The 26444-nt window shown below is 56.0% G+C and carries 19 protein-coding genes; 5 read left to right on the top strand and 14 right to left on the bottom strand.

Annotation, left to right across the window (positions count from 1 at the left end; genetic code table 11):
• Nucleotides 1-33: 33 nt before the first annotated feature.
• Both aruF and QOL84_RS26770 read right to left on the bottom strand, forming a co-directional pair.
• Entirely contained in the window at nucleotides 34-1053 is a 1020-nt protein-coding gene (gene aruF, locus QOL84_RS26765) for an arginine/ornithine succinyltransferase subunit alpha (RefSeq protein ID WP_129395121.1), read from the bottom strand.
• A 203-nt stretch (nucleotides 1054-1256) separates the two neighbouring features.
• Nucleotides 1257-2477, bottom strand: coding sequence for an aspartate aminotransferase family protein (locus tag QOL84_RS26770; RefSeq protein ID WP_008077923.1), 1221 nt, complete (start codon nucleotides 2475-2477; stop codon nucleotides 1257-1259).
• 308 nt (nucleotides 2478-2785) lie between these two features.
• Between QOL84_RS26770 and QOL84_RS26775 the strand changes: the two genes are divergently transcribed.
• The gene (locus tag QOL84_RS26775; RefSeq protein ID WP_283439170.1) at nucleotides 2786-7831 is read left to right on the top strand and encodes a dermonecrotic toxin domain-containing protein; all 5046 of its coding nucleotides are present in this window, start codon (nucleotides 2786-2788) and stop codon (nucleotides 7829-7831) included.
• 26 nt (nucleotides 7832-7857) lie between these two features.
• On the opposite strand, the gene argR is transcribed toward QOL84_RS26775, so the two are convergent.
• From argR to acs, 7 genes are all read right to left on the bottom strand, one after another.
• Nucleotides 7858-8850, bottom strand: coding sequence for a transcriptional regulator ArgR (argR, locus tag QOL84_RS26780; RefSeq protein WP_283439171.1), 993 nt, complete (start codon nucleotides 8848-8850; stop codon nucleotides 7858-7860).
• Between the two features lie 271 nt (nucleotides 8851-9121).
• Entirely contained in the window at nucleotides 9122-9886 is a 765-nt protein-coding gene (locus tag QOL84_RS26785) for an ABC transporter ATP-binding protein (RefSeq protein WP_003227281.1), read from the bottom strand.
• Nucleotides 9887-9917: 31 nt separating this feature from the next.
• Entirely contained in the window at nucleotides 9918-11030 is a 1113-nt protein-coding gene (locus QOL84_RS26790; protein ID WP_129395123.1) for a M14 family metallopeptidase, read from the bottom strand.
• Between the two features lies 1 nt (nucleotide 11031).
• Nucleotides 11032-11730 carry an ABC transporter permease gene (locus QOL84_RS26795; protein WP_129395124.1) on the bottom strand — a complete coding sequence of 233 codons (699 nt, stop codon included), beginning with the start codon at nucleotides 11728-11730 and terminating at the stop codon, nucleotides 11032-11034.
• Nucleotides 11727-12416 carry an ABC transporter permease gene (locus QOL84_RS26800; RefSeq protein ID WP_103304062.1) on the bottom strand — a complete coding sequence of 230 codons (690 nt, stop codon included), beginning with the start codon at nucleotides 12414-12416 and terminating at the stop codon, nucleotides 11727-11729. Before QOL84_RS26800 ends, QOL84_RS26795 begins: the two co-directional genes overlap by 4 nt.
• 91 nt (nucleotides 12417-12507) lie before the next feature.
• Entirely contained in the window at nucleotides 12508-13281 is a 774-nt protein-coding gene (locus QOL84_RS26805) for an ABC transporter substrate-binding protein (protein WP_129395125.1), read from the bottom strand.
• 703 nt (nucleotides 13282-13984) lie between these two features.
• Nucleotides 13985-15940, bottom strand: a complete 1956-nt coding sequence (acs, locus tag QOL84_RS26810) for an acetate--CoA ligase (RefSeq protein ID WP_283439172.1) — start codon at nucleotides 15938-15940, stop codon at nucleotides 13985-13987.
• 438 nt (nucleotides 15941-16378) lie between these two features.
• Between acs and QOL84_RS26815 the strand changes: the two genes are divergently transcribed.
• Together QOL84_RS26815 and QOL84_RS26820 are read left to right on the top strand one after the other, a co-directional pair.
• Nucleotides 16379-16639: a DUF2790 domain-containing protein gene (locus QOL84_RS26815; protein WP_008084846.1), complete on the top strand. Its 261-nt coding sequence runs from the start codon at nucleotides 16379-16381 to the stop codon at nucleotides 16637-16639.
• Between the two features lie 563 nt (nucleotides 16640-17202).
• Nucleotides 17203-18453, top strand: a complete 1251-nt coding sequence (locus QOL84_RS26820) for a ribonucleotide-diphosphate reductase subunit beta (protein WP_008084848.1) — start codon at nucleotides 17203-17205, stop codon at nucleotides 18451-18453.
• Nucleotides 18454-18567: 114 nt separating this feature from the next.
• Here the strand turns inward: QOL84_RS26820 and QOL84_RS26825 are convergent, their stop codons facing one another.
• The 4 genes from QOL84_RS26825 to dcm all read right to left on the bottom strand — a co-directional run bounded on the left by QOL84_RS26825 (nucleotide 18568) and on the right by dcm (nucleotide 22868).
• On the bottom strand, nucleotides 18568-19542 hold the full coding sequence (locus QOL84_RS26825) for an HNH endonuclease (protein ID WP_283439173.1): 975 nt from the start codon (nucleotides 19540-19542) through the stop codon (nucleotides 18568-18570).
• Nucleotides 19543-19575: 33 nt separating this feature from the next.
• Nucleotides 19576-20832 carry a type II restriction endonuclease gene (locus QOL84_RS26830; RefSeq protein WP_283439174.1) on the bottom strand — a complete coding sequence of 419 codons (1257 nt, stop codon included), beginning with the start codon at nucleotides 20830-20832 and terminating at the stop codon, nucleotides 19576-19578.
• Nucleotides 20778-21284, bottom strand: coding sequence for a very short patch repair endonuclease (locus QOL84_RS26835; RefSeq protein ID WP_283439175.1), 507 nt, complete (start codon nucleotides 21282-21284; stop codon nucleotides 20778-20780). Before QOL84_RS26835 ends, QOL84_RS26830 begins: the two co-directional genes overlap by 55 nt.
• 147 nt (nucleotides 21285-21431) lie before the next feature.
• Nucleotides 21432-22868, bottom strand: coding sequence for a DNA (cytosine-5-)-methyltransferase (gene dcm, locus QOL84_RS26840; RefSeq protein WP_283439176.1), 1437 nt, complete (start codon nucleotides 22866-22868; stop codon nucleotides 21432-21434).
• A 573-nt stretch (nucleotides 22869-23441) separates the two neighbouring features.
• Between dcm and QOL84_RS26845 the strand changes: the two genes are divergently transcribed.
• Both QOL84_RS26845 and QOL84_RS26850 read left to right on the top strand, forming a co-directional pair.
• Nucleotides 23442-23951, top strand: a complete 510-nt coding sequence (locus QOL84_RS26845; protein ID WP_283439177.1) for a BRO-N domain-containing protein — start codon at nucleotides 23442-23444, stop codon at nucleotides 23949-23951.
• A 275-nt stretch (nucleotides 23952-24226) separates the two neighbouring features.
• Nucleotides 24227-25216, top strand: a complete 990-nt coding sequence (locus QOL84_RS26850; RefSeq protein ID WP_283439178.1) for a hypothetical protein — start codon at nucleotides 24227-24229, stop codon at nucleotides 25214-25216.
• Between the two features lie 3 nt (nucleotides 25217-25219).
• Here the strand turns inward: QOL84_RS26850 and QOL84_RS26855 are convergent, their stop codons facing one another.
• Nucleotides 25220-26410 carry a hypothetical protein gene (locus QOL84_RS26855; protein ID WP_283439179.1) on the bottom strand — a complete coding sequence of 397 codons (1191 nt, stop codon included), beginning with the start codon at nucleotides 26408-26410 and terminating at the stop codon, nucleotides 25220-25222.
• Between the last annotated feature and the right edge of the window lie 34 nt (nucleotides 26411-26444).

Consider the following 26444-nt stretch of genomic DNA (forward strand, 5'->3'; position numbering starts at 1 on the left):
CCGCCTTCGCCACCCGTGAAACTCGCTAAGGCGTTAAACCGCCACCAGGCGCACGCTGGCACCTTCACCGACGCCCAGGGCTTCGGCTGCTTCCAGATCCAGAGTCACCGGCTTGCCCGGCGCGTAATCCAGCTCCAGCAGCACCGCTCGGTAATCCTGCAACTGCGCGTTGGCCACCAGATACTGGCGCCCGGCACCTTTGACCGGCTCGCCGATCTTCACTGGCACCACACGGCTCTGGGCGATCGAGCGGATCCCCGAAACACGTGCATGCAGGGTCGGGCCACCGTCGAAAATGTCGATGTAGTGATCGGTCTCGAAGCCTTCGCGCATCAGGATGTCGAAGGTGATCTGCGCACGCGGGTGCACCTGGCCCATCGCCTCTTGAGCGGAGTCCGGCAGCAACGGCACGTAGATCGGGTAATGCGGCATCAGCTCGGCGAGGAACGTACGGCTTTTCAGCCCGCACAGGCGCTCGGCTTCGGCGTAGTTGAGATCAAAGAAGTTGCGACCGATCGCATCCCAGAATGGCGAGTCGCCGTTTTCATCGCTGTAACCGACGATCTCGGTGACCACCGAATCAGCGAACCGCTCAGGGTGGCTGGCGACGAACAGCAGACGGCCACGGGAATTGAGTTCCGACCACGGCGAACCAACCAGCTCGCGCTGCACGTAGAAACTGGTCAGCAAACTGTTGCCGGTCAGGTCGTGGCATTGCGAAAGCACGTGGATCTTGTTGTGGATCTTCAGCTCGCGCGAGGCGTGCACGAAAGTCTCGTTGCGGAAGCTGTAGAACGGCTCCGAATAGCCGGCCGAAGCGACAATCGCCGAGCAGCCGACCAGTTTGCCGGTGGTGGAATCTTCGAGGACGAAGAAATAGCTTTCTTCACCGTTAAAACTCACTTCGGCGGAGAACGAAGCTTCGCTCGCGGCGATTTTGTCGCTCAGACGTTCCACGTCATCCGGCAAGGACGTGACACCAATCGGGCTGTCCGCAGCCAGACGCTGTACCTCGCCCAGATCAGCCATTTGCGCAGGGCGCATCACCAGCATGGTGTCACTCCTTTCTCTTATAAATTCACAGAAAAAAACACCGGACACTGTGGGAGCGAGCTTGCTCGCGAAAGCGGTGTATCAGTCAGCATAGATGGCGACTGAAACTCCCTCTTCGCGAGCAAGCTCGCTCCCATAATGAATCTCACCGGCATCAAAAATTGGGTTCGGCGCCTGAAAAACTCCAAGCGCCGAAGGGTCTATCAGGCTTGTGTCAGTGCTGCCGCAGCGCGCTCGAAACGATCCAGGCCAGCATCGATATCGGCGTCTTCCACCACCAGGCTCGGGGCGAAACGAATCACGTCCGGGCCGGCCTGCAGAATCATCAGGCCTTCTTTTTCAGCGGCGTTGAAGATGTCTTTGGCTTTGCCTTTCCAGGCATCGCTGAGCACGCAACCGATCAACAGACCGAGGCCTCGCACCTGTGTGAACAGGCCGTACTTCTCGCCGATCTGCTCAAGGCGCGCCTTGAACTTGTCGTGCTTGGCATTCACGCCGTTCAGCACTTCAGGGGTGTTGATCACGTCGATCACGGCTTCGGCGACCGCGCACGCCAGCGGATTGCCGCCATAAGTGGTGCCGTGGGTACCGACGACCAGATGTTTGGCCAGCGCTTCAGTCGTCAACATCGCCGCGATCGGGAAACCACCGCCCAGGCTCTTGGCACTGGTGAGGATGTCCGGGGTCACGCCGTAGTGCTGATAGGCAAACAGCTTGCCGCTGCGGCCCATGCCGGTTTGCACTTCGTCGAACACCAGCAGCGCGTTGTTCGCGTCGCAGAGTTCGCGGGCACCTTGCAGGTAAGCCAGTTCGGCCGGCAGTACGCCGCCTTCGCCCTGGATCGGTTCCAGCACGACCGCACAGGTCTTGTCGGAAACCGCTGCCTTCAATGCTGCCAGGTCGTTGTAAGGGACGTGGGTGATGCCGGTGATTTTCGGACCGAAACCGTCGGAGTACTTCGACTGGCCACCGACGTTGACGGTGAACAGGGTACGGCCGTGGAAGCTGTTCAGCGCAGCGATGATTTCGTATTTCTCAGTGCCGAAACGGTCGAATGCAACACGACGGGCCAGCTTGAACGCGGCCTCGTTGGCTTCAGCGCCGGAGTTGCAGAAGAACACGCGCTCAGCGAACGTGGCGTCGATCAGCTTGTGCGCCAGGCGCAGGGCTGGTTCGTTGGTGAACACGTTGGACACGTGCCACAGCTTGTTCGCCTGTTCGGTCAATGCACCAACCAGCGCCGGATGCGCATGGCCCAATACGTTAACGGCAATCCCGCCGGCGAAGTCGATCAGCTCGCGGCCGGCCTGATCCCAGACACGGGAACCGGCGCCACGCACCGGAATGAAAGCGGCAGGCGCGTAGTTGGGAACCATTACCTGGTCGAAATCGGCGCGTTGTACCGCAGCGTGCTCAACGGACATCGGAGTCTCCTGATGAGAAACACCCGCCTGAAACTGGCGAGCGATGGGGGGATTGTAAGGACAGTTTTCAGCCCGGCCTTGCCGCCAAGCGACAACTTCTTATAGCGCAAACCCCGGATTTTCCCGGGTTTACGGCAATGCGACATATAGCGTCGCAAAGGCGCAGTTTAAACCGCACGCCGCTGTTTGCGCAGGACTGCTGGAGATCTTACTCAAGAGTGTTTTTCGTTGTGCGGTATATATGTACCGCACATCGATGCGTTTCACAGGGTTTGCTATGGAACTTTCCAAGGCAAACGGCCGCTCCCATGATTGATGAAAATCCAGCCCTCCACGCATCGCCATCCCACTCAGCGTTGCTGCCCAAGCCCGACGGGCACTATCAACCTCTGCTCGATGCCATTGCGCCGTGGCTCAGCCAGGCGCCGACCCACAGGCGCGATGCGCTGAAAAAAACCACGCCAGAGCTTTCCGCCCCGCTCCTGCAAGCGCCACGCAAAGAGCACGAGAAATTGCGCGCGCTCAATGCATTGCAGTGGGCTGCGCAAAACCGTGTCGAGCAAAACCTCGCGCGCCTGCTGGATGCCCAGTCCTTCGCCGAGCTACTGCTAGGCGCCGAGATAGAAAAACGTTTCGGCCTGAACCTCGATGTCAGGCAAATCTTCATGCGCCTTTACATCCCTGCGCATGCGCCGTTGCCTGGGCTCAAGTCGGGCGCCGCGCGCACCTGGACGGTCGCCTTGGTGGACGCCGCACTACATAACTTTGAACGCCGCGAAACCACGGACGACGCCTTCGAAACCACCTCCGCCTATATCAGCCGCCCTACACCGGAGGGACAGTTCAGCGCGTTGCCAAAGATTCGCGAAAAAATGCCTATCCAGGCCTTTACGAAACTGTGCCGTGATCTGGACATCGGCCAGCGCTACAAAAATTATCTGGAAGACAACCTGGGCATCAGCAATCCCGTAGTCGCAGCGCTTCTGCAAACCAATGTCAAAGCCAGTGACAAAGCGGCCCTGATAACGGCGCTGCAAATGGCCTACATGCAAAAACTGCTGAGCGGCGATATCCACCGGCTGATTCTCGGCTTGCTCGATGGCTTGAAGTATCTGCGCCTGAATCGCCAGTCCTGGCAATGTCATGCGCTGACAATCATGAACGCCCGACTGACCGGTATCGTGCTGTTCGCCCCGGGTCTCGAGGTTACGCACACGACATCAAGAGTCGTGGCCTACATTCCGGATGACCCGCAGCATCCGATCAGGGAGTACGCCAGCACCGGCGAGTTTGCCCGGCACCTGACACAACGCCTGCAAGATCCGGACTATCAATCTTTTTTCAGTCGGTTCATCGATCATGAGGATCGTGGGCATTTCTTCGGCCAGTTGAACAGTCGCCTTCTGCCGATCACCTGGCAACCGGTTTCCAGCGGTGATCCGCGCCCCACCTGGCGCGAGAATCCAGTCGAGCGCGCGCCTCTGCAAATGGCCGCAACAACGATCAAAGGCGACTTGTGGGTTTATCTCTACCAACGAAAACTCGACAAAATTCTCAACGATGCACGGGTTGTCGCCGTCTCCACGGCAGCGGTCGACTGTCAGGCTCGCTGGGCGCTCTGGGATTCGTTCAGCGAAGTGGCTGCGTCCCTGCTCAACATTGTCGCCTTCATCGCGTTGCCATTCGTGCCATTTCTCGGCGAACTGATGTTGGCGTATACCGCCTATCAACTGCTCGACGAAACCTTTGAAGGTATCGTCGATTGGGCGCAAGGCGCGTCCCGCGAGGCATTCGAACACTTAATGGGCGCCGTGGAATCCGCCGTTCAGGTCGGTACTTTCGCAGCGGGAGGGGTCATCGCTGCCAGCCAGTTTCGCGCGCTACTGCCGGAATCGGTGGTTGCGTTCATTGACCGGCTCACCCCGGCGAAACTGCCGAATGGCACCTCACGGTACTGGAAACCCGACCTGCACCTTTACGAGCAGACCACCTCCCTGCCCAAGAATGCAAAACCCGATGCGCTGGGCTTGCACGCTCATCAAGGTAAAACCCTGCTGGCCCTGGAAGACAAACTTTACGCGGTCAGCCAGGACAGCCCGTCAGCGCAATACCGCATCGACCACCCCGTTCGCCCCGAAGCCTATAAACCCGGACTCCAGCACAACCAGGCCGGGGTCTGGCAAACCGAACTCGATCAGCCGCTGGACTGGGAACGCAAGACGCTGTTGAGCCGTAGCGATCCGCACATGCGCCAACTGCCGCTCAGTGTGCAGGAGCGCCTGTTGGACATCAGTGGCTGCGAGGAAAATGCCTTGCGCAAAATGCACGTCGAACTTGGGCAGATGCCGCCTCTGCTGGCCGACACCCTGCTGCGCTGGCGGCTGGACGCTGACATTCAGACATTCATCGAGCAAATCGGTAGCGAACGCGCGGAAGATTACCTCCAGGCCGATCCGGCCATCCAGTTGCAACTACTGCATGAGAGCGGCGACTGGCCAGCCAACAAAGGTGTGCACTTGGTTGGTCGCAAAGGAAAGGTACTTTGGCAAACGCCCACGGCGGACGTGCCGCTTCTACAGATTGATACCTCAAGACTCGACGCCGGCGATCTGCTCAAGACCTGTCTGCTGCGCTTGTCGGAAGTCGATGCAAAAACGTTACTGAACGAAAAACCCCATACCACGCCGCCGACGCTTGAGAGCCGCACCCGGACTTTGCGTCGACGGATCGTCGAACTGGCACAAACCAAAAGACAAAGCCTGTTCGAGGATAAATATCGCAGCCTGCAACGTAACGCTGCCCCACTGGTTCAGGTGATGATGGACGCCGAACCGGACCTGCCCAAGACACTGGCGCAATCGATACTGGAAACGACGAACGAGCTCGAACGCGAACAGCTCCAGCGCACAGTATTGCCCCGTCGGCTTGCCGAACTGACCCGCGAAATCGGCCTGCAGGTGCGTGCGACTCGTGCACTGGAAGGGCTGGAGCTGAAAGCCACGCAGAACAATCTGGATACCGATCGCCTGATACTGCACTCGCTGCCGAGGCTGCCAGGCTGGTCGCAATCTTTGCGCCTGGAAGTCAGACACTACGCACATACCGGCCCCCTGATCGACAGCATCGGGCCGCTGGATGCCACCACTCGCAAAGTCCTGGTGCTGAATGAGCTGGGGCAATATCAGCCCTTTGACGATGCCGGCGAACAGCTTAGCGCTCCCGGCCACCTGCTTTTCAATCTGCTGCAAGCCTTGCCTGATGCCGAGCGCCTGGCACTGAACGTCGGCATCGGCGAAAGTGAAAAACTCAATCTGCTGATTCGCCAACACCCCCTGAGCCGAGAAGAACTGCTGCCGCTGCTCTCGCAAAACCCGAACCGCAAACCCGCCTACGACCCGAGCGTCATGCGCCTGCTCGGCGGCACGACCGGTTTTCAACGCATGCCCACTAACACTCCGACTTTGCAATCCCATGCTCACCGGCTGCTGCCGCATCTGTTGCCCGAAGAACTGGAGGCTTTTGTCGAGCGCTTGCAACGCCATCCAAGCGGGCCACGCGGGGAGTTGAACCGATTGATCATCGAGCGAGGTCGACTCGACGAGGTTCTAAATCCCTGGGTGAATGCGATTCCTGTTGTTCACCCCGAAACCGGCACCCCACTCACTACCGAGCAATATGCCATTCAGCGACACCGGCGCCGGCAGATGCGGGTCGACTTACTGGATTGCTGGAAACAACAAGTCTCGCTGCCAACGGACTCCGAGCAAATGATTGATTTGCGTCTGGCTCAACCGATCATCGGCGAACTGCCGGCGCTCGAAGTCAACTTCAGCCATGTCGACCACCTGACCATGGAGGGCGCCGAGAACACTCAAGGCCTGCATCAATTCCTCCGCTGCTTTACGGATCTGCATCGACTGGCCCTGCGCGGCTTTCGCCTCGGCAGCCTGCCGGAGGCAATCAATCAGTCACCTCAGTTGCACGAACTGATACTCGCCGATTGCGGCATAACCCTGACACCGCAAAGCCTGGAAAGCCTGGGCAAGCAGACGAAGCTGAAAACTCTCGACCTGTTCCGCAACCCGCTCGGACTCATACCCAATGTAGAAAAGATGCCGAAGCTGAATTACATCGACGTCTCGGAAACCGGCATTGAGCAATTGCCCATTGGCCTGCTGAGCCGCCCACAATTGCGAACCGCCTTGCTCAATGACAACCAGATTCACGCATTGCCCGCAGTGCTCTTCGAACTGCCTGGCAACGTGCCGGAAGGTTTCGATCTTGGCGGCAATCCAATTAATGTGACCGATCGCGAACGAATCAAACGCCACTTCAACCAGACACGGCAGGACTTTGGCGTTTTGGCCGAACCGGCCGACCTGCAACGCGTGCAAGCTTTGTACATGCACCTGGATCAGGAGCAGGCCAGCGAGTTTTTTTACCTGTTGCCCGGGACGTTGGCCGAAGGACGAATCGAAGTCGCGCGCCTAGAGCACGAATTCAGCAGCTTGAGCTCCGGGCTGGCAACCTGGGTAACCGATCTGCCTGCGCTCCATCCGATCAGCGGTGAACCCTTCACCCTGGACGAAGTGCTGAGCGAGCACGCAGCGCGGCATGAATTCAAAAGCATTCTGGAGCAGAGCTGGCAACGGGAGATGGATGAAGATGACTTCGATCAGGACAACGAGCCGACCCACGACTTGAACCTGACCTCCACCATCAACGGCGAACTGCCCGAACTCGACGCCGACTTCAGCCATGTATCACATCTCTACATGACAAGCCGTCCCGGGCGGACATCCGGCATCGAGAGATTTCTTCAGACGTTTCCCAAACTCAAAGGCCTGACACTTCGTCAGTACCAACTTGAGCACATCCCCGACGCGGTATTTCGAATGGCCGATCTGACTCATCTGTCGCTCTCGGAGTGCCACATCACGCTCACGCCACAGGCCGTTGTCGAGCTTGCGCAGATGCATCGGCTGGATCATCTCGACTTGAGCGACAACCCCTTGGGCGAAACACCGGACGTCAGTCAGATGACGGAAATGACCCGGCTGCTGCTCGACAACACCGGGATCACCACGCTGCCATCGGGCCTGCTGCAGCTTGAGCAATTGGACCTGGCGGCACTGAACGACAACGCAATCACTGACGTCCCCAGTGACATCCTCGAGCTGCCAGCGGAACGCGGCGAGAAGATCAATCTGCGCAACAACCCGTTCTCCGAAACGAGCGTGCAGCGCCTGCTCGCTTACTTCCGGAACTATCGTGTGGACTTTGGGGTGGAGGTGGTCATCAACCGGGCAGAACTCGAAGTGTCGACGTCGGAGGATTCCGAGATCGACGAGTGATCAACCTGCTCGCCGACCTAGGCCTGTCAACCGCGCTCTGGCGGCACCGACGACAATTCGAACGGGCTGCTGCTGCGCCGCTGGTTGCGATCTTCCCGCGGCGTGGCGCCAAAGAAGTTGCGATAGGCACTGGAGAAATGCGGCCCCGAAGAGAAGCCACACGAGAGGCCGATCTGGATGATCGACTTGCTGGTTTGCATCAACATCTGCCGGGCCTTGTTCAGGCGCAGTTCCAGGTAGTACTGGCTCGGCACGCGGTTGAGGTATTGCTTGAAGATCCGCTCCAGCTGTCGACGCGACACGCACACGTGCTGGGCGATTTCGTCGGTGGTCAGCGGTTCTTCGATGTTGGCTTCCATCAGCAACACCGCTTGGGTGAGCTTCGGATGGCTGGAGCCGAGACGGTTCTGCAACGGGATGCGCTGACGCTCGCCCCCTTCGCGGATACGCTCGACCACCAGTTCTTCCGACACTGCGCCGGCCAGTTCCGCACCATGATCGCGGGCCAGCACCGCCAGCAACAGGTCGAGAACGGACATGCCACCGCACGCGGTCAGGCGATCACGGTCCCAGTCGAACAAATGGCTGGTGGCAATGACTTTCGGGAAACGCTCGGCGAAATCGTCCTGCCAGCGCCAATGCACGGCAGCGCGATAACCGTCGAGCAAACCGAGTTGCGCCAATGGATAAACGCCAGCGGACAAACCGCCAATGACCGTGCCGGCACGTACCAGTTGCTTCAGTGCACTGCTGAGTGCCGGGGCCAGAGCGGTCGGCGGTTCATCGGCGAGCAGGAACAGTTTCTGGAAGTTTTCGAGCTTGCCGGTCCAGGCTTCACCGGGCAATTGCCAGGATCCTTCGGCCGAGGCTCCGGTAATGGCTTCGGCCTGCAGGAACGACAGTTCGTAAACCACGTCCGGATGCACACGCTGAGCAACACGCAAGGCCTCCTCCGCCAGCGCCAGCGTCAACGCTTTAGTGCTGGGCCAAATCAGGAAACCAATTCGATGGGCAGTCATGGGCGGGCAATCCGAAGCGAAGAACAGTGATGAAGGCAAGGGCCAATGCTAGCCCGAAAATGAACACAAATCTTGAGGCTGGCGCAGATCGCCTATCGGGACTGCAATACCTGTCCCAATGTAGGAGCTGACGAGTGAAACGAGGCTGCGATCTTTTGATCCTCAAAAACAGATCAAAAGATCGCAGCCTTCGGCAACTCCTACAGTGGATTGGCGCCAGCCTTCAGGTTGCGAAGCATGCACTATTCCGGTGCATACCGGCAGCCCTGAATTACTTGAGGCTGCCCGAGAGGAATTGCTGCAGACGTTCCGATTGCGGATTGACCAGCACTTCGCGCGGGTTGCCGCTCTCTTCCACCACGCCTTTGTGCAGGAACACCAGTTGATTCGACACTTCACGGGCAAAGCCCATTTCGTGGGTGACCACAACCATGGTGCGACCTTCCTGAGCCAGCGCCTGCATCACCTTCAGCACGTCGCCAACCAGTTCCGGATCGAGGGCCGAGGTCGGCTCGTCGAACAGCATCACCTCTGGTTCCATCGCCAGCGCACGAGCAATCGCCACACGCTGCTGCTCGCCACCGGACATGTGCCCAGGGAACGCGTCTTTGCGATGCGCCACGCCGACCTTGTTCAGGTAGTGCTCGGCTTTCTCGCGGGCTTCGGCCTTGGATACGCCAAGCACGTGCACCGGCGCTTCCATGATGTTTTCCAGCGCGGTCATGTGCGACCACAGGTTGAAATGCTGGAACACCATCGACAGGCGCGAACGCATGCGTTGCAGCTGTTTCGGATCAGCGGCTTTCAGCGCGCCGTCCTTGTTCGCTACCAGCTTCAGCTCTTCGTTGTTGAGCAGAATCTTGCCCGCGTGCGGCTGCTCGAGCAGGTTGATGCAGCGCAGGAAAGTACTTTTGCCGGAGCCACTGGAGCCGATGATGCTGATCACATCGCCGGCTGCCGCTTTCAGGGACACGCCCTTGAGCACTTCGTGACTGCCATAGCGTTTATGCAGGTCTTGGACTTCAAGTTTGTACATGCGGTCGGTTCTCACAAAAACAGTCAGTCAGTCAGTCGTTGAGCAAGCGCCCGTGACGCAGCGCTTCGCGCCCCGCCACCTTGGCCAGCCAGAAACCGGGTTGGGCATAACGCAGCCGTTCAATGGCAAACAGCACCCCGGAGGTACCAGCACATACCGTGCTGACCCGATCGGACACAGGATCAATCACTTCAAAAATCTCATCGCCCGCCTCGACCCATTCGCCGGGCTTGCGCAGAAAACTCACCACGCCAGGGTGAGGCGCCAGGAGCAATTCGGTGCCCTCGAACGGCATGCCTTCGCACGGTTCGTTCGCTGGGTTCGGCCACTCGCCGGTGATTAAACCTTGCTCGGCGAGGAACGCGAGAATGCCTTCAGCATACGCCTCGGCCTCAGCGCGACCGGTGTCGGCCTGACCGCCAAGTTCGATTGTGGTCGCCAGACACGCCAGCGGAATCTGCGCATCGGGGAACTGCCGCGACAGACGCAACCACGGCAGCGAGCAAGCTTCATCGAACGAGCTGCCGCCGGAATCTTCCGCGAGCAAACCCACGCGCACATTCAGATGCGCGGCCAGCGAACGCCACTGCGGCCAGTGCTGCGGCAACGCGTACATGTGCAGCGCGGCTTCGGCATCGCAATGCAGATCGAGCACCACATCGGCGGTGCAGGCATGGCTGAGCAACACGCGTTGCATGCCTTGCAACTGGCTGCTCGCTTCCGGCATTGCGGCCAAATGATCGGCCATCGCCTGACGAATCAGGCGCACATTGGCGTGCGGATCATCACCGAGACTGTCGGCCAATGCCGCCGCAACCGGCGCGCTCAACTCAACGAAATCACGGTTGAAATTCTTGCCGCTACCGGCCTCGAAACGGCCCTGATGATTGCCTTGCAGCAACTGCCCGAGACCCAACGGGTTGGCGACCGGCACCAGTTCGATGACACCGTTGAGCAAGCCTTGGGCTTCGAGTTCGCCGAGGCGCTTTTTCAGCTCCCAGGCAGTGCGCATGCCCGGCAATTCGTCAGCGTGCAGGCTGGCCTGAATATAGGCCTTGCGCTCGCCATGTCCGAAACGGAACACCGAAATCTTGCGCTCGCTGCCCAGATGGCTCCACGGCAATACGTGATCGATGCGTTCCATATCAGTGCTTCCGCGGGGCCAGGTAGCTCAACCAGCGACGCTCGGCCAGCTTGAACAGCTTGACCAGAATGAACGTCAGGCACAGATAGAACACGCCGGCGGTGATGTACGCCTCGAACGGCAGATAGAACTGCGCGTTGACGGTACGCGCCGCACCGGTGATGTCGATCAAGGTCACGATGGACGCCAGACTGGTGGTCTGCAGCATCATGATCACCTCGTTGCTGTACTGCGGCAGCGCCCGGCGCAGGGCCGATGGCAGCAGAATGCGCTTGTACAGTTTGAAGCGCGACATGCCCATGGCCTTGGCCGCTTCGATCTCACCGTTCGGCGTGGCCCTGAGGCTGCCGGCAATGATCTCAGCGGTGTAAGCGCTGGTGTTGACCGCAAACGCCAGGCACGCACAGAACGTCGCGCTGGACAGCCACGGCCAGAAGATACTTTCGCGTACCGCTTCGAACTGGGCCAGACCGTAGTAGATCAGGAACAGTTGAACCAGCATCGGCGTGCCACGGATCACGTAGGTGTAAAGCCACGCGGCGCCGTTGACGACCGGGTTCTTCGAGACGCGCATCAGCCCCAGCGGCAAAGCCCCCAGCAGACCAAAAAACAGCGACAGCGCGAGCAATTTGAGGGTGGTCACCAAGCCGCCGAGGTACAGCGGCAGCGCCTCCCAAATGACGTTGTAGTCGAAGATCATAGATCAGCCGCCCTTACGCCTACCGAGTAGCGCTTCTCAAGTTGACGCAGGATCAGCAACGAAACACTGGTGATGACCAGGTACATCGCCGCCACTGCGAGGAAGAAGGTGAAAGGTTCGCGAGTGGCATCTGCCGCCTGCTTGGCCTTGAACATCATGTCTTGCAGACCGACCACGGAAATCAGCGCGGTAGCCTTGGTCAGTACCAGCCAGTTGTTGGTGAAGCCCGGAATCGCCAGACGAATCATCTGCGGCACCATCACCCGGAAGAACACCTGAAAACTGCTCATGCCGTACGCCATGCCCGCTTCGGCCTGACCTTTGGGGATCGCCATGAACGCGCCACGGAAGGTTTCCGACAGGTACGCACCGAAGATGAAACCGAGGGTGCCGATACCGGCGGCCAGCGGATTCAGATCGATGTAGTCGTCATAGCCGAGCAACGGTGCAACGCGGTTGAGCAAGTCCTGACCGCCGTAGAAAATCAGCAGGATTAGCACCAGATCGGGAATCCCGCGAATGACCGTGGAATACAGATCGCCCAGCCAGGCCAGCCAGCGCACCGGCGACAGGCGCAACGCGACACCGATCAGCCCGAGAACGATGGCCAGAGCCATGGACGACAAGGCGAGCTGAAGCGTCAGCCATGCGCCATCGAGGATGACAGCCCCGTAGCCTTTCAACATGATTCAGGTCCTCGAAAGTTGGGATGAAAAAATGGCGCAAACCGCAGAGATCCTGTTGCTTGCGCCATTTCGGACTTGTCGCAGAGACGGGTTACTTGCCGTAGATATCGAAGGCGAAGTATTTGTCCTGGATTGCTTTGTATTTGCCGTTTTCGCGGATGGCCGCGATGGCGGTGTTGATCTTGTCTTTCAGGGCGTCGCCCTTGCGCACTGCAATGCCTACGCCGTCGCCGAAGTATTTGACGTCGGTGAACGCAGGACCTGCGAACGCGAAGCCTTTGCCGGCGTCGGTGTTCAGGAAGCCGTCTTGCAGCAGAGTAGCGTCAGCCACGGTACCGTCGAGACGACCGGCGGCCACGTCGAGGTAGATTTCGTTCTGCGAGCCGTACGGCTTGATCTCGGCACCCAGTGGCGCCAGAACTTCGCGGGCGAAACGTTCGTGGATCGAACCACGTTGTACGCCGATGTTCTTGCCCTTCAGCTCGCTCAGGTTTTCGCTGACCTGAGTACCGGCCTTCATGACCAGACGTGCCGGGGTGTTGTAGTACTTGTTGGTGAAGTCGACCGACTTCTTGCGGTCTTCAGTGATCGACATCGACGACAGGATCGCGTCGATCTTGCGCACTTTCAGTGCCGGGATCAGACCGTCGAACTCTTGCTCGACCCACACACACTTGACCTGCATCTGCTCGCACAGAGCGTTGCCGATGTCGTAATCGAAACCGACGATGCTGCCATCCGGCGCTTTCGAGGCGAACGGAGGGTAAGCCGCTTCGATACCGATCTTCAGAGGTTTTTCGTCAGCGAAGGCATTCAGCGACAGCACGGACAGTGCCAGGGCGCCAAGCAGCACAAGTTTCTTCATCTCGGGACTCCATCGGTAAAGGGCAAAAACGGCAGAGTGAGCGACAGCCCAATATGCGAATGGGTGAATCGGGAAATCGGTTGCTGCATCGGTAGGAAATTTCCCATTGAAACCTGGAGAGATTTCAACATCAGCCACGATGAGCGAGTGATCGGCATTCTAACGACAGGCCGGAAGCCGATATTTCTTCAATGCGACAACTAATTACAGATGCACAGAGAAAGCGACTTTGGCACATTGACAGCCCTGCAATTTCATGCAAGAGCGAAAGACAGTGAACCGATCTATGCTGCAAATTGCGGGCCTATTATTCGCAAACCCTTCTAATCCGGCAAGCGCAGCGTAATGTCTTATTTTTCACTGGGGGTTTTAAGGCTCTAAAACGGGGCGATGCGTTTCCCTTCGCCCCGTCGCGGGGCGGGCGGTTACACATTCGGTTACGTGGAAGGCGCTGGGTAACAGCGGGAAATGTCTTACAGCACAGATCGATAATTATTGGTTGAGTCGCTGATCGTTCCCACGCTCCGCGTGGGAATGCCTCCCTGGACGCTCTGCGTCGGCTTCTGGGACGCAGAGCGTCCCTTGCTGCATTCCCACGCAGAGCGTGGGAACGATCAATGAAGCCAGCCCAACCACCACAAAACCTCCAGACACAAAAAAGCCCCACCCGGCAAACCGGACAGGGCTCCTAAGGATTTAGCAGTTAAGCCACATTCATCGTCTTATGCGTATCAATCAAATGCTGCACCACACCCGGATCCGCCAGCGTAGAGATATCCCCCAACCCGTCATATTCCGCCGTGGCAATCTTGCGCAGAATGCGGCGCATGATCTTGCCCGAACGCGTCTTCGGCAGCCCCGGCGCCCACTGGATCACATCCGGCGAAGCAATCGGCCCGATCTCCTTGCGCACCCAGTTCTTCAGCTCCAGACGCAATTGCTCGGTCGGTTCCTCACCATTCTTCAAGGTGACATAGACATAAATGCCCTGCCCCTTGATGTCATGCGGCACGCCGACCACCGCTGCCTCAGCGACTTTCGGATGTGCAACCATCGCGCTCTCGATCTCCGCCGTACCCATACGGTGTCCGGACACGTTGAGCACGTCATCGACACGCCCGGTGATCCAGTAGTAACCATCGGCATCACGGCGCGCGCCGTCACCGGTGAAGTACATGCCACGGAACGTCTTGAAGTAGGTATCGACGAAACGATCGTGATCGCCGTACAACGTGCGCGCCTGACCTGGCCACGAGTCGAGAATCACCAGATTGCCTTCAGCCTCGCCCTCGATAATGTTACCGAGGTTGTCGACCAGCGCCGGCACCACACCAAAGAACGGACGCGCAGCGGAACCCGGCTTCAGTGCGTGAGCGCCCGGCAGCGGGCTCATCATGTTGCCGCCAGTCTCGGTCTGCCACCAGGTATCAACGATCGGGCAACGCGACTTGCCGACATTCTTGTAGTACCAATCCCACGCTTCCGGGTTGATCGGCTCGCCGACCGAACCGAGCAGACGCAGGCTGCTGCCATCCGCGCCTTCAACCGCAGCCTGACCCGAGGCCATCATCGCGCGGATCGCGGTCGGTGCGGTGTAGAGGATGTTGACCTTGTGCTTGTCGACGATCTTCGCCACCCGGGTGATGTCCGGATAGTTCGGCACGCCTTCGAACAGCAACGTGGTCGCGCCATTGGCCAGCGGGCCGTAGACGATATAGCTGTGGCCAGTGACCCAGCCGACGTCGGCGGTGCACCAGTAAATTTCGCCCGGACGGTAATCGAACACGCGCTCGTGGGTCATTGCCGCGTACAGCAGATAACCGCCAGTGGTGTGCTGCACGCCCTTCGGCTTGCCGGTCGAGCCGGAGGTATAAAGGATGAACAGTGCTTCTTCGGCGCCCATCTCTTTCGGCGCGCACACGGTGCCCGCCACTTTCATCAGGTCTTCGTACCAGATGTCGCGATGCTGGTTCCACTTGATGTCGCCACCGGTGCGCTTGCAGACGATGACTTTCTGGATGCTGCTGGTTTCCGGGTTGGTCAGGGCGTCGTCGACGTTAGCCTTGAGGGAAATTTTCTTGCCGGCGCGGATGCCTTCGTCAGCGGTGATCACCACTTTCGATTTGCAGTCGATGATGCGACCGGCCAGCGCTTCCGGCGAGAAACCGCCGAACACCACCGAGTGAATCGCGCCGATCCGGGTGCAGGCCAGCATGGCGACCACGGCTTCGGGAATCATCGGCATATAAATGGTCACCACGTCGCCGCGGTGCACGTCCTGACCACGCAGGGCGTTGGCGAGTTTGCACACTTGCTCGTGCAGTTCGCGATAAGTGATGTTGCGGCTCTCGGTAGGATCGTCGCCTTCCCAGATGATCGCGACTTGATCGCCGCGCTCGGCCAGATGGCGGTCGAGGCAGTTGTAGGAAACGTTCAGGGTGCCGTCGGCAAACCACTTGATGTCGACATGGTGATCATCGAACGAAGTCTGTTTCACCGTGGTGAAAGGTTTGATCCAGTCGAGACGCTTGGCTTGCTCGCGCCAGAAGCCGTCAGGGTTGACGACCGACTGCTGGTACATGGCTTTGTAGGTCGCCTCGTCAGTCAGCGTGTTAGCCAGAACCTCGGGACGAACGGGATACAGAGAAGCCGCACTCATCTTTCCTACCTCGGTGTAATAGTTGTTTTTGTATGACCCCGTTGTAGCCGGGCCGGCCCCATAGAACCATTCGACGATGGTAGTAACAACCCCTCACCCCCCGTGTAGGAGCTGCCGAAGGCTGCGATCTTTTGATCTGGATGTTTAGAGGCAAGATCAAAAGATCGCAGCCTCCGGCAGCTCCTACACGGGGATTGAGGTGATTTCGGGGATTGTTACCAAATCTGCCAAAGGTGTTTATCAAAACGCGCTCTGTTTACCCCCGCCCCATCTCCCTAAAATCCACCTCGCCGACAAGGCAAACGCGATTAACAACGTTACAGCCCCCACGAAGGCCGTTAATCCAGCTCTCAAGTAATAACCGCAAATGATGAAGTTCCACACGCAACCCTAAAAAGGTTGCGTGACCCCACTCGACCTTAAAAAGGTAAATTTGAAATGAAAGCTTTATTGGTTCTGGCCCTCAGCAGTCTGTGCGCAACCGCCATGGCAGATGAGGTTCCGACTGATGTCGCACAGCAACAACCGGTTATCGAGGAATACACTTACTCCACCCACCTGGACATCGCCAACGTCGTATCGATGAGTGAAATTCCGAACGTCTGCGAAGTAGTACCGGCAAAAATGGAATACGACGACTCCAAAGGCCAGCGTCACATCCTGCGTTACAGCGTCATGGGCAACGGCTGCACCAATTGATGATTTCAGACTGCACCGAATTGGATCTCTCAGCGCCTCATTGAGGGTCGATTCCAGCCCGACTTAGGTCGGGCTCAGTTGTGTTTGAAGTCGTGCAAAAGGCTTGCAAAACACAAGATATAGTGAAAAACGCGGTTTTTTGCTCAAATTTTGAACAACCAAACCCCGACGAAAAAATTAATCAAAAAAAATTCTCACAGGCCAACATCCGCGAAAGCCCTGTAAACCCTCGCTCCGACTCAAACCCCCTTCCTGATCGACCGCCCTGTGCTGATTCGCCTCCCCCACGAGTGCATTTTTTTCCCTATAATGCCGCCCTAATCGGGTCAGCAATATTCCCTTACAGGGATCAAAAGCCATTCTGAAGCCCCGCAGTCGCGTCCAACGTGATCTGCGCCCGTCAGAGGCTCTCGGAAACCCGTACAAAATTCTGTTTGATGCCTGCGTTTAGCTGCTGCAAAGAACGATTCCTTTAGATCCAACGCGGTCTGTACGACCGTGTGAAAAACCAACCAATCAGGTTTCACACGGGCGACAGGCCCTCACGCAGGAGACGACACGTCATGCTGAGCTGGGACGAATTCGACAAAGAAGACAGTGAAGTAGCAACCGTGAAAGGCGCTAACGCCGGCCACGCTACTGAAGCCAACATGGACCGCCTCGACAACGCTGGCGGTGCCGCCGCGATCGAAGCCCGCGCCGTGACCGCCGACGACTCGGCCGCTGTCGCCCGCGCCAAGGCTGCACTGAACTCCCTCGACGTCGCCGAAGGCCTCGCCGAACTCGAAGGCGCCTCCGCCCGTGTCGCCGTTGACGAAAAGCGCATGATCAACTGCCGCGCCGACCTCAACCAACTCGTACCATTCAAGTACGACTGGGCCTGGCAGAAATATCTGGACGGTTGCGCAAACCACTGGATGCCGCAAGAAGTCAACATGACCGCCGACATCGCCCTCTGGAAAGACCCGGAAGGTCTGACCGACGACGAGCGCCGCATCGTCATGCGCAACCTCGGCTTCTTCTCCACCGCCGACTCCCTGGTTGCCAACAACCTGGTACTGGCGGTGTACCGCCTGATCACCAACCCGGAATGCCGCCAGTACATCCTGCGCCAGGCTTTCGAAGAAGCGATCCACACCCACGCCTACCAGTACTGCATCGAATCGCTGGCCATGGATGAAGGCGAAATCTTCAACATGTACCACGAGATCCCATCGGTCGCTAAAAAAGCCGCCTGGGGCCTGAAGTACACCCGCTCGATCTCCGATCCGAAGTTCGAAACCGGCACCCCAGACACCGACAAAGAACTGCTGCGCAACCTGATCGCCTACTACTGCGTTCTGGAAGGCATCTTCTTCTACTGCGGCTTCACCCAAATCCTCTCCATGGGCCGCCGCAACAAAATGACCGGCGTCGCCGAGCAGTTCCAATACATCCTGCGCGACGAATCCATGCACTTGAACTTCGGCATCGACGTGATCAACCAGATCAAAATCGAAAACCCACACCTGTGGGATGCCGAAATGAAAGAAGAAGCGACCCAGATGATTCTGCAAGGGACGCAGCTGGAGATTGAATACGCGCGTGACACCATGCCTCGCGGGGTGTTGGGTATGAACGCGGCGATGATGGAGGACTACCTGAAGTTCATCGCTAACCGTCGTTTGTCGCAGATTGGTTTGAAAGAAGAGTATCCAGGGACTACGAATCCGTTCCCTTGGATGAGTGAAATTATGGACTTGAAGAAAGAGAAGAATTTCTTTGAGACTCGGGTTATTGAGTATCAGACTGGTGGGGCGTTGAGCTGGGATTGATAATCCTAGCAGTTGCTATCTAACCTCATCAAAGACCCTGGCTAAAAACCAGGGTTTTTATTTATTCGATTGGAGCACCTTACAATTAACGCTCCTAAAATTCAGCACTGCGGCCTAACAACCTATAAATGCATTATCCCAATGCCAATTAAAGGCGCTTAGATCTACTTGAAGATCCTCAGACTCTGGCCCATACAAAGGTTTTCCATGGTATCCGACTAAATCATTATTCTCCGGCATCGCCATTACCAAATCCGGAACAAAGAGCTCTCTATTCGAATTCACCCCAAAAAGCCCTTTATCAAAAGCCCAATGATGTGAGCGACACAAGGCCAAACCGTTTCTTACATCATCCGCGCCTGCCGCCGAGTGAGGAACGACATGAGCCGCCTCCAACTCATAAAAGCCGCCAGGTGACTTTAGCCCCCCAGCACAGACAGCACATTTATAGTTGTACGCTGCTATAACCCTTCTCTTAAAGACCTGTGATCTTGCTCTTTTTTGCACAACGGTTGTAGTTTTTTCTCTATCAAAATCAAATAAAGAAAACGGCAAACTCTCCCTCACTTCCTCTTTCTCTTCGGCCACCTCAAGCTCTTCATAAAATGATTCAGGCGCCTCAAATTCCCACAAGCTCCCCCATCTCCGCCCTTTAACCAGACCAATATAAAGAGAAAACTCTGCGGAACTTTCAGGGATTAAGTTAAAACGATAGCAATTTATAGCGCTACGCCTCCTACTCACAACAAGCAGGTCATTCTCTTTTGCATCATCCAATAGCGAAGTTAGCTTTCCTGTCACTCTAGTTTCGCGCTTATTGCTACCCCGCCATGACTGAAGCTGATAGCGTGTTGAAACGGAGGTTATCAACTCGCCTTTCAAGTAAAGACTCACGTCCAGCCGCATCCCGACTGTAGGCATTTCGCTCGTCGGCTCACCGATAATAAATGGCAAATACTGCCTTAAACTAACCGGAACGACAAATCCGGACTGATTACCCTCACCTTCTCCCGTTTCATTTTTTCTCAAAACCTTGAAAAATGGCCTATCCCACTCTACTTCGCGCTCAAATCCGATTAAATCCTTCAACTCACATTCCTTTTCTTAAAGCTACAAAATCGATCACACCAAGCCCTGCCTATGCCTGATCAAATCTATAAACTCTTCGACACTAAGCAACCAATCTCTCTGCGACGCAGAATATGTCGAATGAATTGATTCAGGGATAACCAACTGCAAATCGTGAGACTGCATCTCACACGTCTGACTCTGGCTGATCGCTGGCTCCAAAGTAATCAAGTGCTTTTTTTTAATTTTCTTGGCCTCACTCAAAACTTGTCTCCACCGATCCTTACAGGTGGTTTTAGCGCCAAGCATAAACAAATTATCGATTGAAAAAGCCGAATCATGATAAGAGGAGAACCCTGGAAATATAAAGTCTGGCCTGGAACCGTTTTCAGTAATGCCTCCCTTTCCCCGCCCTTGTTCAAACAATAGTTTATTCTGAAAAAAAAGTTCGTAAATATGCCCCTCAAATGCATGCCCAACACGAGATTTACGCCTATTTTGCACGCTCAATGAAAAACTAATAAACCCCTCAACATCGCACCCACCCACTCCGAATCCTAAGCTCAGACGCTGCTGGACTAAATATCGCTCAAAAATACGAAATAGTTTTTCTTCATGCTCCATCCACTGAACAATTGTTTGATCCGGACTTCCACATGGATCCACCGAATCTTGTATTGAGTATCTAGCGTAAGCAGAAAATGCAGAGGTGGTTGGAAAGGAGTCTCCACCAAATTTATTTATAAGCTGTTCAAGCCAAACATCATCCCCCCTTTCAGGTCGGCTCACTTCAATGCCTAGCTCTTCCAACACCAGACGAAGAGGCAAGAGCAACTGAACCGCATCCAATGTACCGGGAGTAAAACTCTCACTTACGGCTTTCAAACCAAAAACAAGACGTAGCTGACTTTCAATCGTGCTATCCGCAGGCGTGAATATCATCAGCAATGTTCCATCAAGCATCTTCGCCACGAGGAGGAAATCACCCTCTTCAATCAGCTCAGTGACAGCGCTTGAATAATAGTAAAGACGGAACTCCGCACTTCGATGAGGCTGTTTTCGCCTACAGTCGTACCACGTAACGAACCCCTCACTGATCTCGAGAGAATCAGAATCGTCTTTAAAATAAATTTGCTTTGCTTTAAACCGATACTCGTCATTTTTCCCAGGTGTACCTAAATATTGCTTGAACCCGGCTGCAGGCAAACCTCCAATTTCATGCTGATTCGAACGGCCCGGATCGGCATCCACAGCACTCAAATATTTGGCGGCGACGCCTTCAAAATAGTCGCTAATACGGTCGGTGAACATGAGCTTTCATCTATTTGTAAATACTCATTACCATTTATCAGCCACTCCGCTATCAGGTCAATCAATACGAAAGATTTTTCTCTATTCATTGATCTGACAGCGCACTCCCAAACGATGAGAACACGCCACCCATGGCTCAGGAGAGCGGACTCTTGCATCTGGTCTCTAGCTTGATTTTTTTCGATTTTATCCAACCAGAAATCAGGGCGCGTCTGAGGCAATCTGAAATATCGGCAGGTATGCCGATGCCAAAAACAGCCATGAATGAATATAACCGCGTTGTATTTTGGTAACACCAGATCAGGTTTACCCGGGAGATTACTGTCATGTATACGATAACGAAACCCACGTTCATGCAAAGCTTTGCGTATCGACACCTCTGGCTTGGTATTTTTACTTTTAATACCAGACATCATTCGGGAGCGGGTTACAGCGTCCACGACATCAACCAAAACTCACCTCCGTGCAGTCGATAGCTCAGCTCGTTTTGAGTACTCTCGGAGCCCGCATACTCCAGGTTCGCTTTGAGCTATCTATTGCATTTAGAAAAGGAGTCACGAGAACCACAAGACTCCATATTCTGCCGAGGATGCTCCCCTTTACTCAGGAAGCGCAAACTCCAGCTGTGGTCTTTCCTCTTCCGCGTTTTTTTCCTTCGCAGCCAATATCCGATCCTTCATCAAACGAGCCACAGCCTCAAAAACCGGGACTGCCACTGAGTTACCAAACTGGCGATAAGCTTGGGTATCGGAAACAGGAATTACAAATTTACTTTCCCCAGGTTTGTCGAAACCCATCAAGCGAGAGCACTCATGAGGTGTCAGCCGGCGCGGACGGTTGAGCTGATTAAGCTCACTATGGAATTCCAAACTATCTACAAACCCGCGATCTACTAGGATTTCTGAGCCGTCCTTATGGTATCTGGCAGAAAGCGTACGAGCCACATCGTTAGGACGCGTCAGACCGAAGCCAAAGCCATTACCTTTCTCACGGTGCTTCTCGGCATACCGGTAGAGATAATCCCAAAGCTTCGGAGTAAGAATGTATTTCTCTTCCACTTCTTTATCGAGCAGATCACCAAAGCTAGGTCGCTGCTTTGGTATGAGCTTGCTGATGTCGCGCAGGGTGAATCCTTGGTGAACATTGAGATCACGGCGGAAGCCGACCAGCACGATTCGCTCACGATGCTGTGGCACGAAATGCCTGGCATCAATGACCTTCGGATCTGATCCTTTTGGCGCATTTACATCTGCAACCTCATAGCCCAGCTCATCCAACGCTTCGCAGATGATCCGGAACGTATTGCCCTTGTCATGGCTTTTCAGGTTTTTCACGTTTTCAAGCAAAAATGCGGCCGGGCGTTTTGCGGCGATAATCCGCGCCACGTCGAAAAACAGAGTGCCTTGGGTCTCGCACTCGAAACCGTGCTTACGCCCTAGGGAGTTCTTCTTGGAGACACCTGCAAGAGAAAACGGCTGGCATGGGAAACCTGCCAGCAGAACATCGTGATCAGGAATTTCGCGATCAATGTTCTTGTAGGCTTCCTCGTCGCTGATTTCGGGCTTGTCTGAAAGCGTGACCGAGCGGATATCGAGATTGAAGCGATGACGAGCAGGATCGCAGTAGTGGTTCGCCTTGTACGTTTTAACGGCGTACTTGTTCCATTCGGATGTGAACAAGCACTCGCCACCGATGGCTTCAAACCCTTTCCTGATACCGCCAATGCCGGCAAAGAGATCGATAAAGGTGAATGAAGGTTTGTGGTTCAAGCGCTTGGGCAGCAGATCCTTCAGACGAGTGAACTCAATGTGAGAGAGCTTCGGCGAGGCCTTTCCCTTGATCCAGCGATTGATGGTTTCACGGCACCAGTGGCTCGGGCTAACGTCGTTGAGAATTTCAGCCAACTGCCCTTGGTCGTAGATCTCCAGCAGCTTGTGCAGCAGCGCCAGATCAGTAACGGGATGGGTATCAGGCTCGTACGAACCCGAGGTTGCTTCGCTCAAGGATTCAAAAGACGGTGTTTCAAAAAGATTCATGAGCCCGAAATTCCTCTGGGTCAAAGCTGTGACGAATGGTCACCATTCTAGCCCGCAAAACTTCAAAGTAAATGAAATTTCCTGGATTCCGTGAGATGGGTCGTGGCGACACGGATATGGGTGCTGGGGGATTCAATGGCGATCAAATACTGGATGCATACACAGCATAATTTACTCTGCGTCTTTGTCCAGGTTTCCTTTCGCCTCGTGACCAGTAGGAAAAGTCGCTGGTTGACGACTATCCCTGATCCCCCTACCCTCAGCTCCGAGCCTAAGAAACTCTACAAACCAGAGCGGTTCTCCGCACCCGACAGTCATGCGGCTTTTTTTCGTCTGCGGTTTCTCTACGTCTGCGAAAAATCCCGTTATGTCGGGAGTGGGCGAATACAAGACCCGAAAGGGGAATATGTCCGGCCCGTCTCTGGTGGGTTTCTTAGCTCCCGACACCCTAACGAATGCCCTAAGAAAGCAGCCAGAGGTAAATGGAAATGCCTGGATACCAAACCTTCATGATGAAGGTGAATCGCTGTACCCGCAGAACGCTCTCGTCGCTTCCGACTCCGGAGGCCCGCCATGTCTGAGCCACTTTTACCAACTCGGTTTACCCGCAACAAAACACACCTGCATGCCCTTCTGGTGGAGAACCAGGCGTGGTTCTGCGTCCATGAACTGGGCCGGTTGATGGGTAAACATCTTGATGAGCGCCAGCTACGCAAACTCGATGCTGATCAGCGTCAGTTGATGTGCGTGGAGCTTTTCGGCGAAACGGAAGAACAGTGGATGGTGAGTGAATCCGGCGTGTACGCCTTGCTGATCTATCACTACTGTCCTGAGTACCGACAGCTTCGTGAGTGGGTGACGCTTCAGGTTGTGCCAACGCTGCGTGATGCTCGACCGTCGCAATCTGTCGAGCGTCCGACGTTGAGTGTTTTGAGTTGGCCGCAGATGTCGCTGAGTACGTTGCACTGGCAGGATGAGCCGTGGATTCGGTTGCGAGATATGCCCTGTTTGTTAGCGAATGATCCGTTTAATCGACAGGAATCCTGGTGGCGTAAGGCTTCGCGATTGTTGCGCGGTTGCTGATGGTTTCAAGATCCGCTGCTTAGGTTTCAAGCAGCGGATTTTTTGCGGTTCAAAATGCTTGGGGCTGCTCCGCAGCCCAGCGGGAGCAAGCTCCCTCGCCACAGGGTGATGTTTGGCCTGCGATTGTCGGTGTGAGGATTGAAATTTGGTTGGTGCCGATAATCGCCAGCAGGCTGGCTCCTACAGGTTTTGCATCATCCTGTAAACAATCAGTGCAACCTGCCCCGCCTCCCGCTATTAATACCCCTCCCCCACTCAAGGACTTGAGCCTCACCATGAAATTCGATCTCGCCTACTGCCTCAGCCTCGACGACAAGTTGTCGATCTATGATGTTCGCGATCTCAATTTCGATGAGACGGTGGCGTTTGACTCGGCGAAGGAACACTTCCAGTGCCCCAACGATGCCTGTCGTTCGGCGTTCGAGGCGTCAAACGAACTGGGGACGTTCAACGCCAAGAACGTGAATTACGTGCGCACGCCCCACTTCAAGAATCTGCCCACTACGCAGCATGTGGCGGGTTGTCCGTATGTGAGTTTGAAGGCTTCAGCGTCTGGCGTTGAGACGGCAGATGGCGAGGTGGATGACGGTCGCGAGGAACACTTCCCTTCAGAGTTGCTACTGACCCGGCGTGAATATGTGCGCAAGCCTGTCGCGCCAGCGGGGGCGGCGGATGTGTTGCGGGATGATCCGGTGCGGGTGGTGGCGGACGGTGGTAAAGAGTCGGCGGGTCGTGAATCGGCGCCGGACAAGACCAGTGTGTTTGCGCATCCGGTGGAGTGTTTTGTTTCGAACTTCGCGGACAAGGAGTTGCTCAAGCGCATGCCGTTCAAGGTCGGCGAGCATTCGGCGCCGTACAGTTCGTTCTTCAAGAAGATCGAGTATCTGACGGACAACAATGGGCTGATTTACTGGGGGCGGATCAAGAAGATCGAGGACTTCCACAGCGGCGCCAGTTTTCGTATCGATTTCGAGGACAAGGTCTGGTTCAAGAAGCCCGAAGACAGTAAGAAAAAGCCGTACCCGGTCAGCGTTTATCTGAACAAGAAGCTGATCGACAACTACCGCAAGCGCAAGGCGTTTCTGGAGGAGATCAAGCACGCGGCGGATAGCGACAAGGCGTTGTTCTGTTTCTTCTATGGGGTGACGCCGGAGTTGAAGCAGGTGCCGGGCAAGAAGAACCCCGAAAAGCCTTTCGAGGTCTTCAATGCCAATATCGAGAACCTGGATCACTTCATTATTCGTGAAGCGCCGGGGCTGGAGTGACGGTTAGCTTTGGGGCAGTTGCAGGTTGACGGCGCCGGGGTGTTGTTTGATGACGGAGTACGGCAGGATCGACCAGTCGGGGCTATCGCAGGAGCGTTGCACGCGAGCGAAGTAGGCGCCGAGGTACAAGCCCTTCTCGGTAAAGTACCAAGGTGAAGTGCCCCAAATGCTCTCATCCTGGAAGTTGCAGTCGTCATCTCCCGTCGGTTTCTTCATTTCTGTGGGGTACAGGGCGGTGAATTGCTTGATCACCCAAGGTACGAACTCTTTGCTTTCATACTGATAACGCGCGTCACTTTCGGCCTTGCTCAGCGGTTTGTCGCCCTGGCTATCGCGCTCGGCATGTAGCAGCGGTTTGCCTTCTCCGACCCACAGCACATCTTCGAGTGACAATGGGTGACCGGTTTTTACATCAATGTTGAGGGGTGAATCGCCGAAGTCGGGATGCGCGCCGCCGCAGTAATAGCTGGTCGATATGTTCAAGCTGACCACGGCTGGCGAGATCATTTTCGGTTCTGCCTGTTGCATGAACTCCACGTTCTCCCCGCCCTGTAACTGGCAGCTGTGGTAACTGATGACTTCATTCCAGAGGCGCCCGAGCAACTGCTGGTTAACCCGTTGCTGATCATCTTTCGACAATCCGGACTCCACGCTGAACAGCGAAATCTTTGTCTCAGGCTCCGTCCACCACTGCAGGTCGTAGCCCATGAAGTTTTCTTTCTTCGCCGGTTTGAGCTTGAGTCCCTGCAGGCGCAAATACTCGTAAGGCTCGCCGTATTGCAGTGCGGCAATGAACGGCAAAGTTGCTGAGGTGGGCGCGAGAAGTCTGGCCTCGGTGAGTTTCACCGGCAGCTTTTTGCCCTGCGGACTTTGCCATTCGCCCTGCCAGCCGCTGCCGGTTTCTTCCAGCTTCAAGGTCGGCAGCGGCTTGTCGTCACCGTAGCGGTTATTGCCTTCGACGAGGCTCAGCGTGCTGTCCTGCAGCGAACCGCTGAGTGCCAGGTCGCGGTGATATTTCTCGTAGAAATAGCGTCCGGTGACTTCGTCCTGCTGTGTGGTGTTGAGTTCAACAACAATCGCCGTCTTGCCCAATGTGCCGGTAAACACGCGCCGGCCATCTTCGGCATGGGCAGTGGAAATCAGTGTGAACAGCGGTGCGGCATATGGTGCCAGGCGCATCAGTCCCTTGAGCATGAATCAATCCTTGAAGGAGTCGGAGGTCGCGTCG

Source organism: Pseudomonas helmanticensis (assembly GCF_900182985.1).
In the GTDB taxonomy this organism is placed as follows: domain Bacteria; phylum Pseudomonadota; class Gammaproteobacteria; order Pseudomonadales; family Pseudomonadaceae; genus Aquipseudomonas; species Aquipseudomonas helmanticensis.

Excerpts from the sequence above, each read along its gene's own strand:
- aruF (WP_129395121.1), bottom strand. The coding sequence starts at position 1,053 with ATGCTGGTGATGCGCCCTGCGCAAATGGCTGATCTGGGCGAGGTACAG.
- QOL84_RS26820 (WP_008084848.1), top strand. The coding sequence starts at position 17,203 with ATGCTGAGCTGGGACGAATTCGACAAAGAAGACAGTGAAGTAGCAACC.
- QOL84_RS26800 (WP_103304062.1), bottom strand. The coding sequence starts at position 12,416 with ATGTTGAAAGGCTACGGGGCTGTCATCCTCGATGGCGCATGGCTGACG.
- QOL84_RS26815 (WP_008084846.1), top strand. The coding sequence starts at position 16,379 with ATGAAAGCTTTATTGGTTCTGGCCCTCAGCAGTCTGTGCGCAACCGCC.
- QOL84_RS26830 (WP_283439174.1), bottom strand. The coding sequence starts at position 20,832 with ATGTTCACCGACCGTATTAGCGACTATTTTGAAGGCGTCGCCGCCAAA.
- QOL84_RS26770 (WP_008077923.1), bottom strand. The coding sequence starts at position 2,477 with ATGTCCGTTGAGCACGCTGCGGTACAACGCGCCGATTTCGACCAGGTA.
- QOL84_RS26790 (WP_129395123.1), bottom strand. The coding sequence starts at position 11,030 with ATGGAACGCATCGATCACGTATTGCCGTGGAGCCATCTGGGCAGCGAG.
- QOL84_RS26785 (WP_003227281.1), bottom strand. The coding sequence starts at position 9,886 with ATGTACAAACTTGAAGTCCAAGACCTGCATAAACGCTATGGCAGTCAC.
- acs (WP_283439172.1), bottom strand. The coding sequence starts at position 15,940 with ATGAGTGCGGCTTCTCTGTATCCCGTTCGTCCCGAGGTTCTGGCTAAC.
- dcm (WP_283439176.1), bottom strand. The coding sequence starts at position 22,868 with ATGAATCTTTTTGAAACACCGTCTTTTGAATCCTTGAGCGAAGCAACC.
- QOL84_RS26805 (WP_129395125.1), bottom strand. The coding sequence starts at position 13,281 with ATGAAGAAACTTGTGCTGCTTGGCGCCCTGGCACTGTCCGTGCTGTCG.
- QOL84_RS26845 (WP_283439177.1), top strand. The coding sequence starts at position 23,442 with ATGTCTGAGCCACTTTTACCAACTCGGTTTACCCGCAACAAAACACAC.
- QOL84_RS26775 (WP_283439170.1), top strand. The coding sequence starts at position 2,786 with ATGATTGATGAAAATCCAGCCCTCCACGCATCGCCATCCCACTCAGCG.
- argR (WP_283439171.1), bottom strand. The coding sequence starts at position 8,850 with ATGACTGCCCATCGAATTGGTTTCCTGATTTGGCCCAGCACTAAAGCG.
- QOL84_RS26850 (WP_283439178.1), top strand. The coding sequence starts at position 24,227 with ATGAAATTCGATCTCGCCTACTGCCTCAGCCTCGACGACAAGTTGTCG.
- QOL84_RS26855 (WP_283439179.1), bottom strand. The coding sequence starts at position 26,410 with ATGCTCAAGGGACTGATGCGCCTGGCACCATATGCCGCACCGCTGTTC.
- QOL84_RS26795 (WP_129395124.1), bottom strand. The coding sequence starts at position 11,730 with ATGATCTTCGACTACAACGTCATTTGGGAGGCGCTGCCGCTGTACCTC.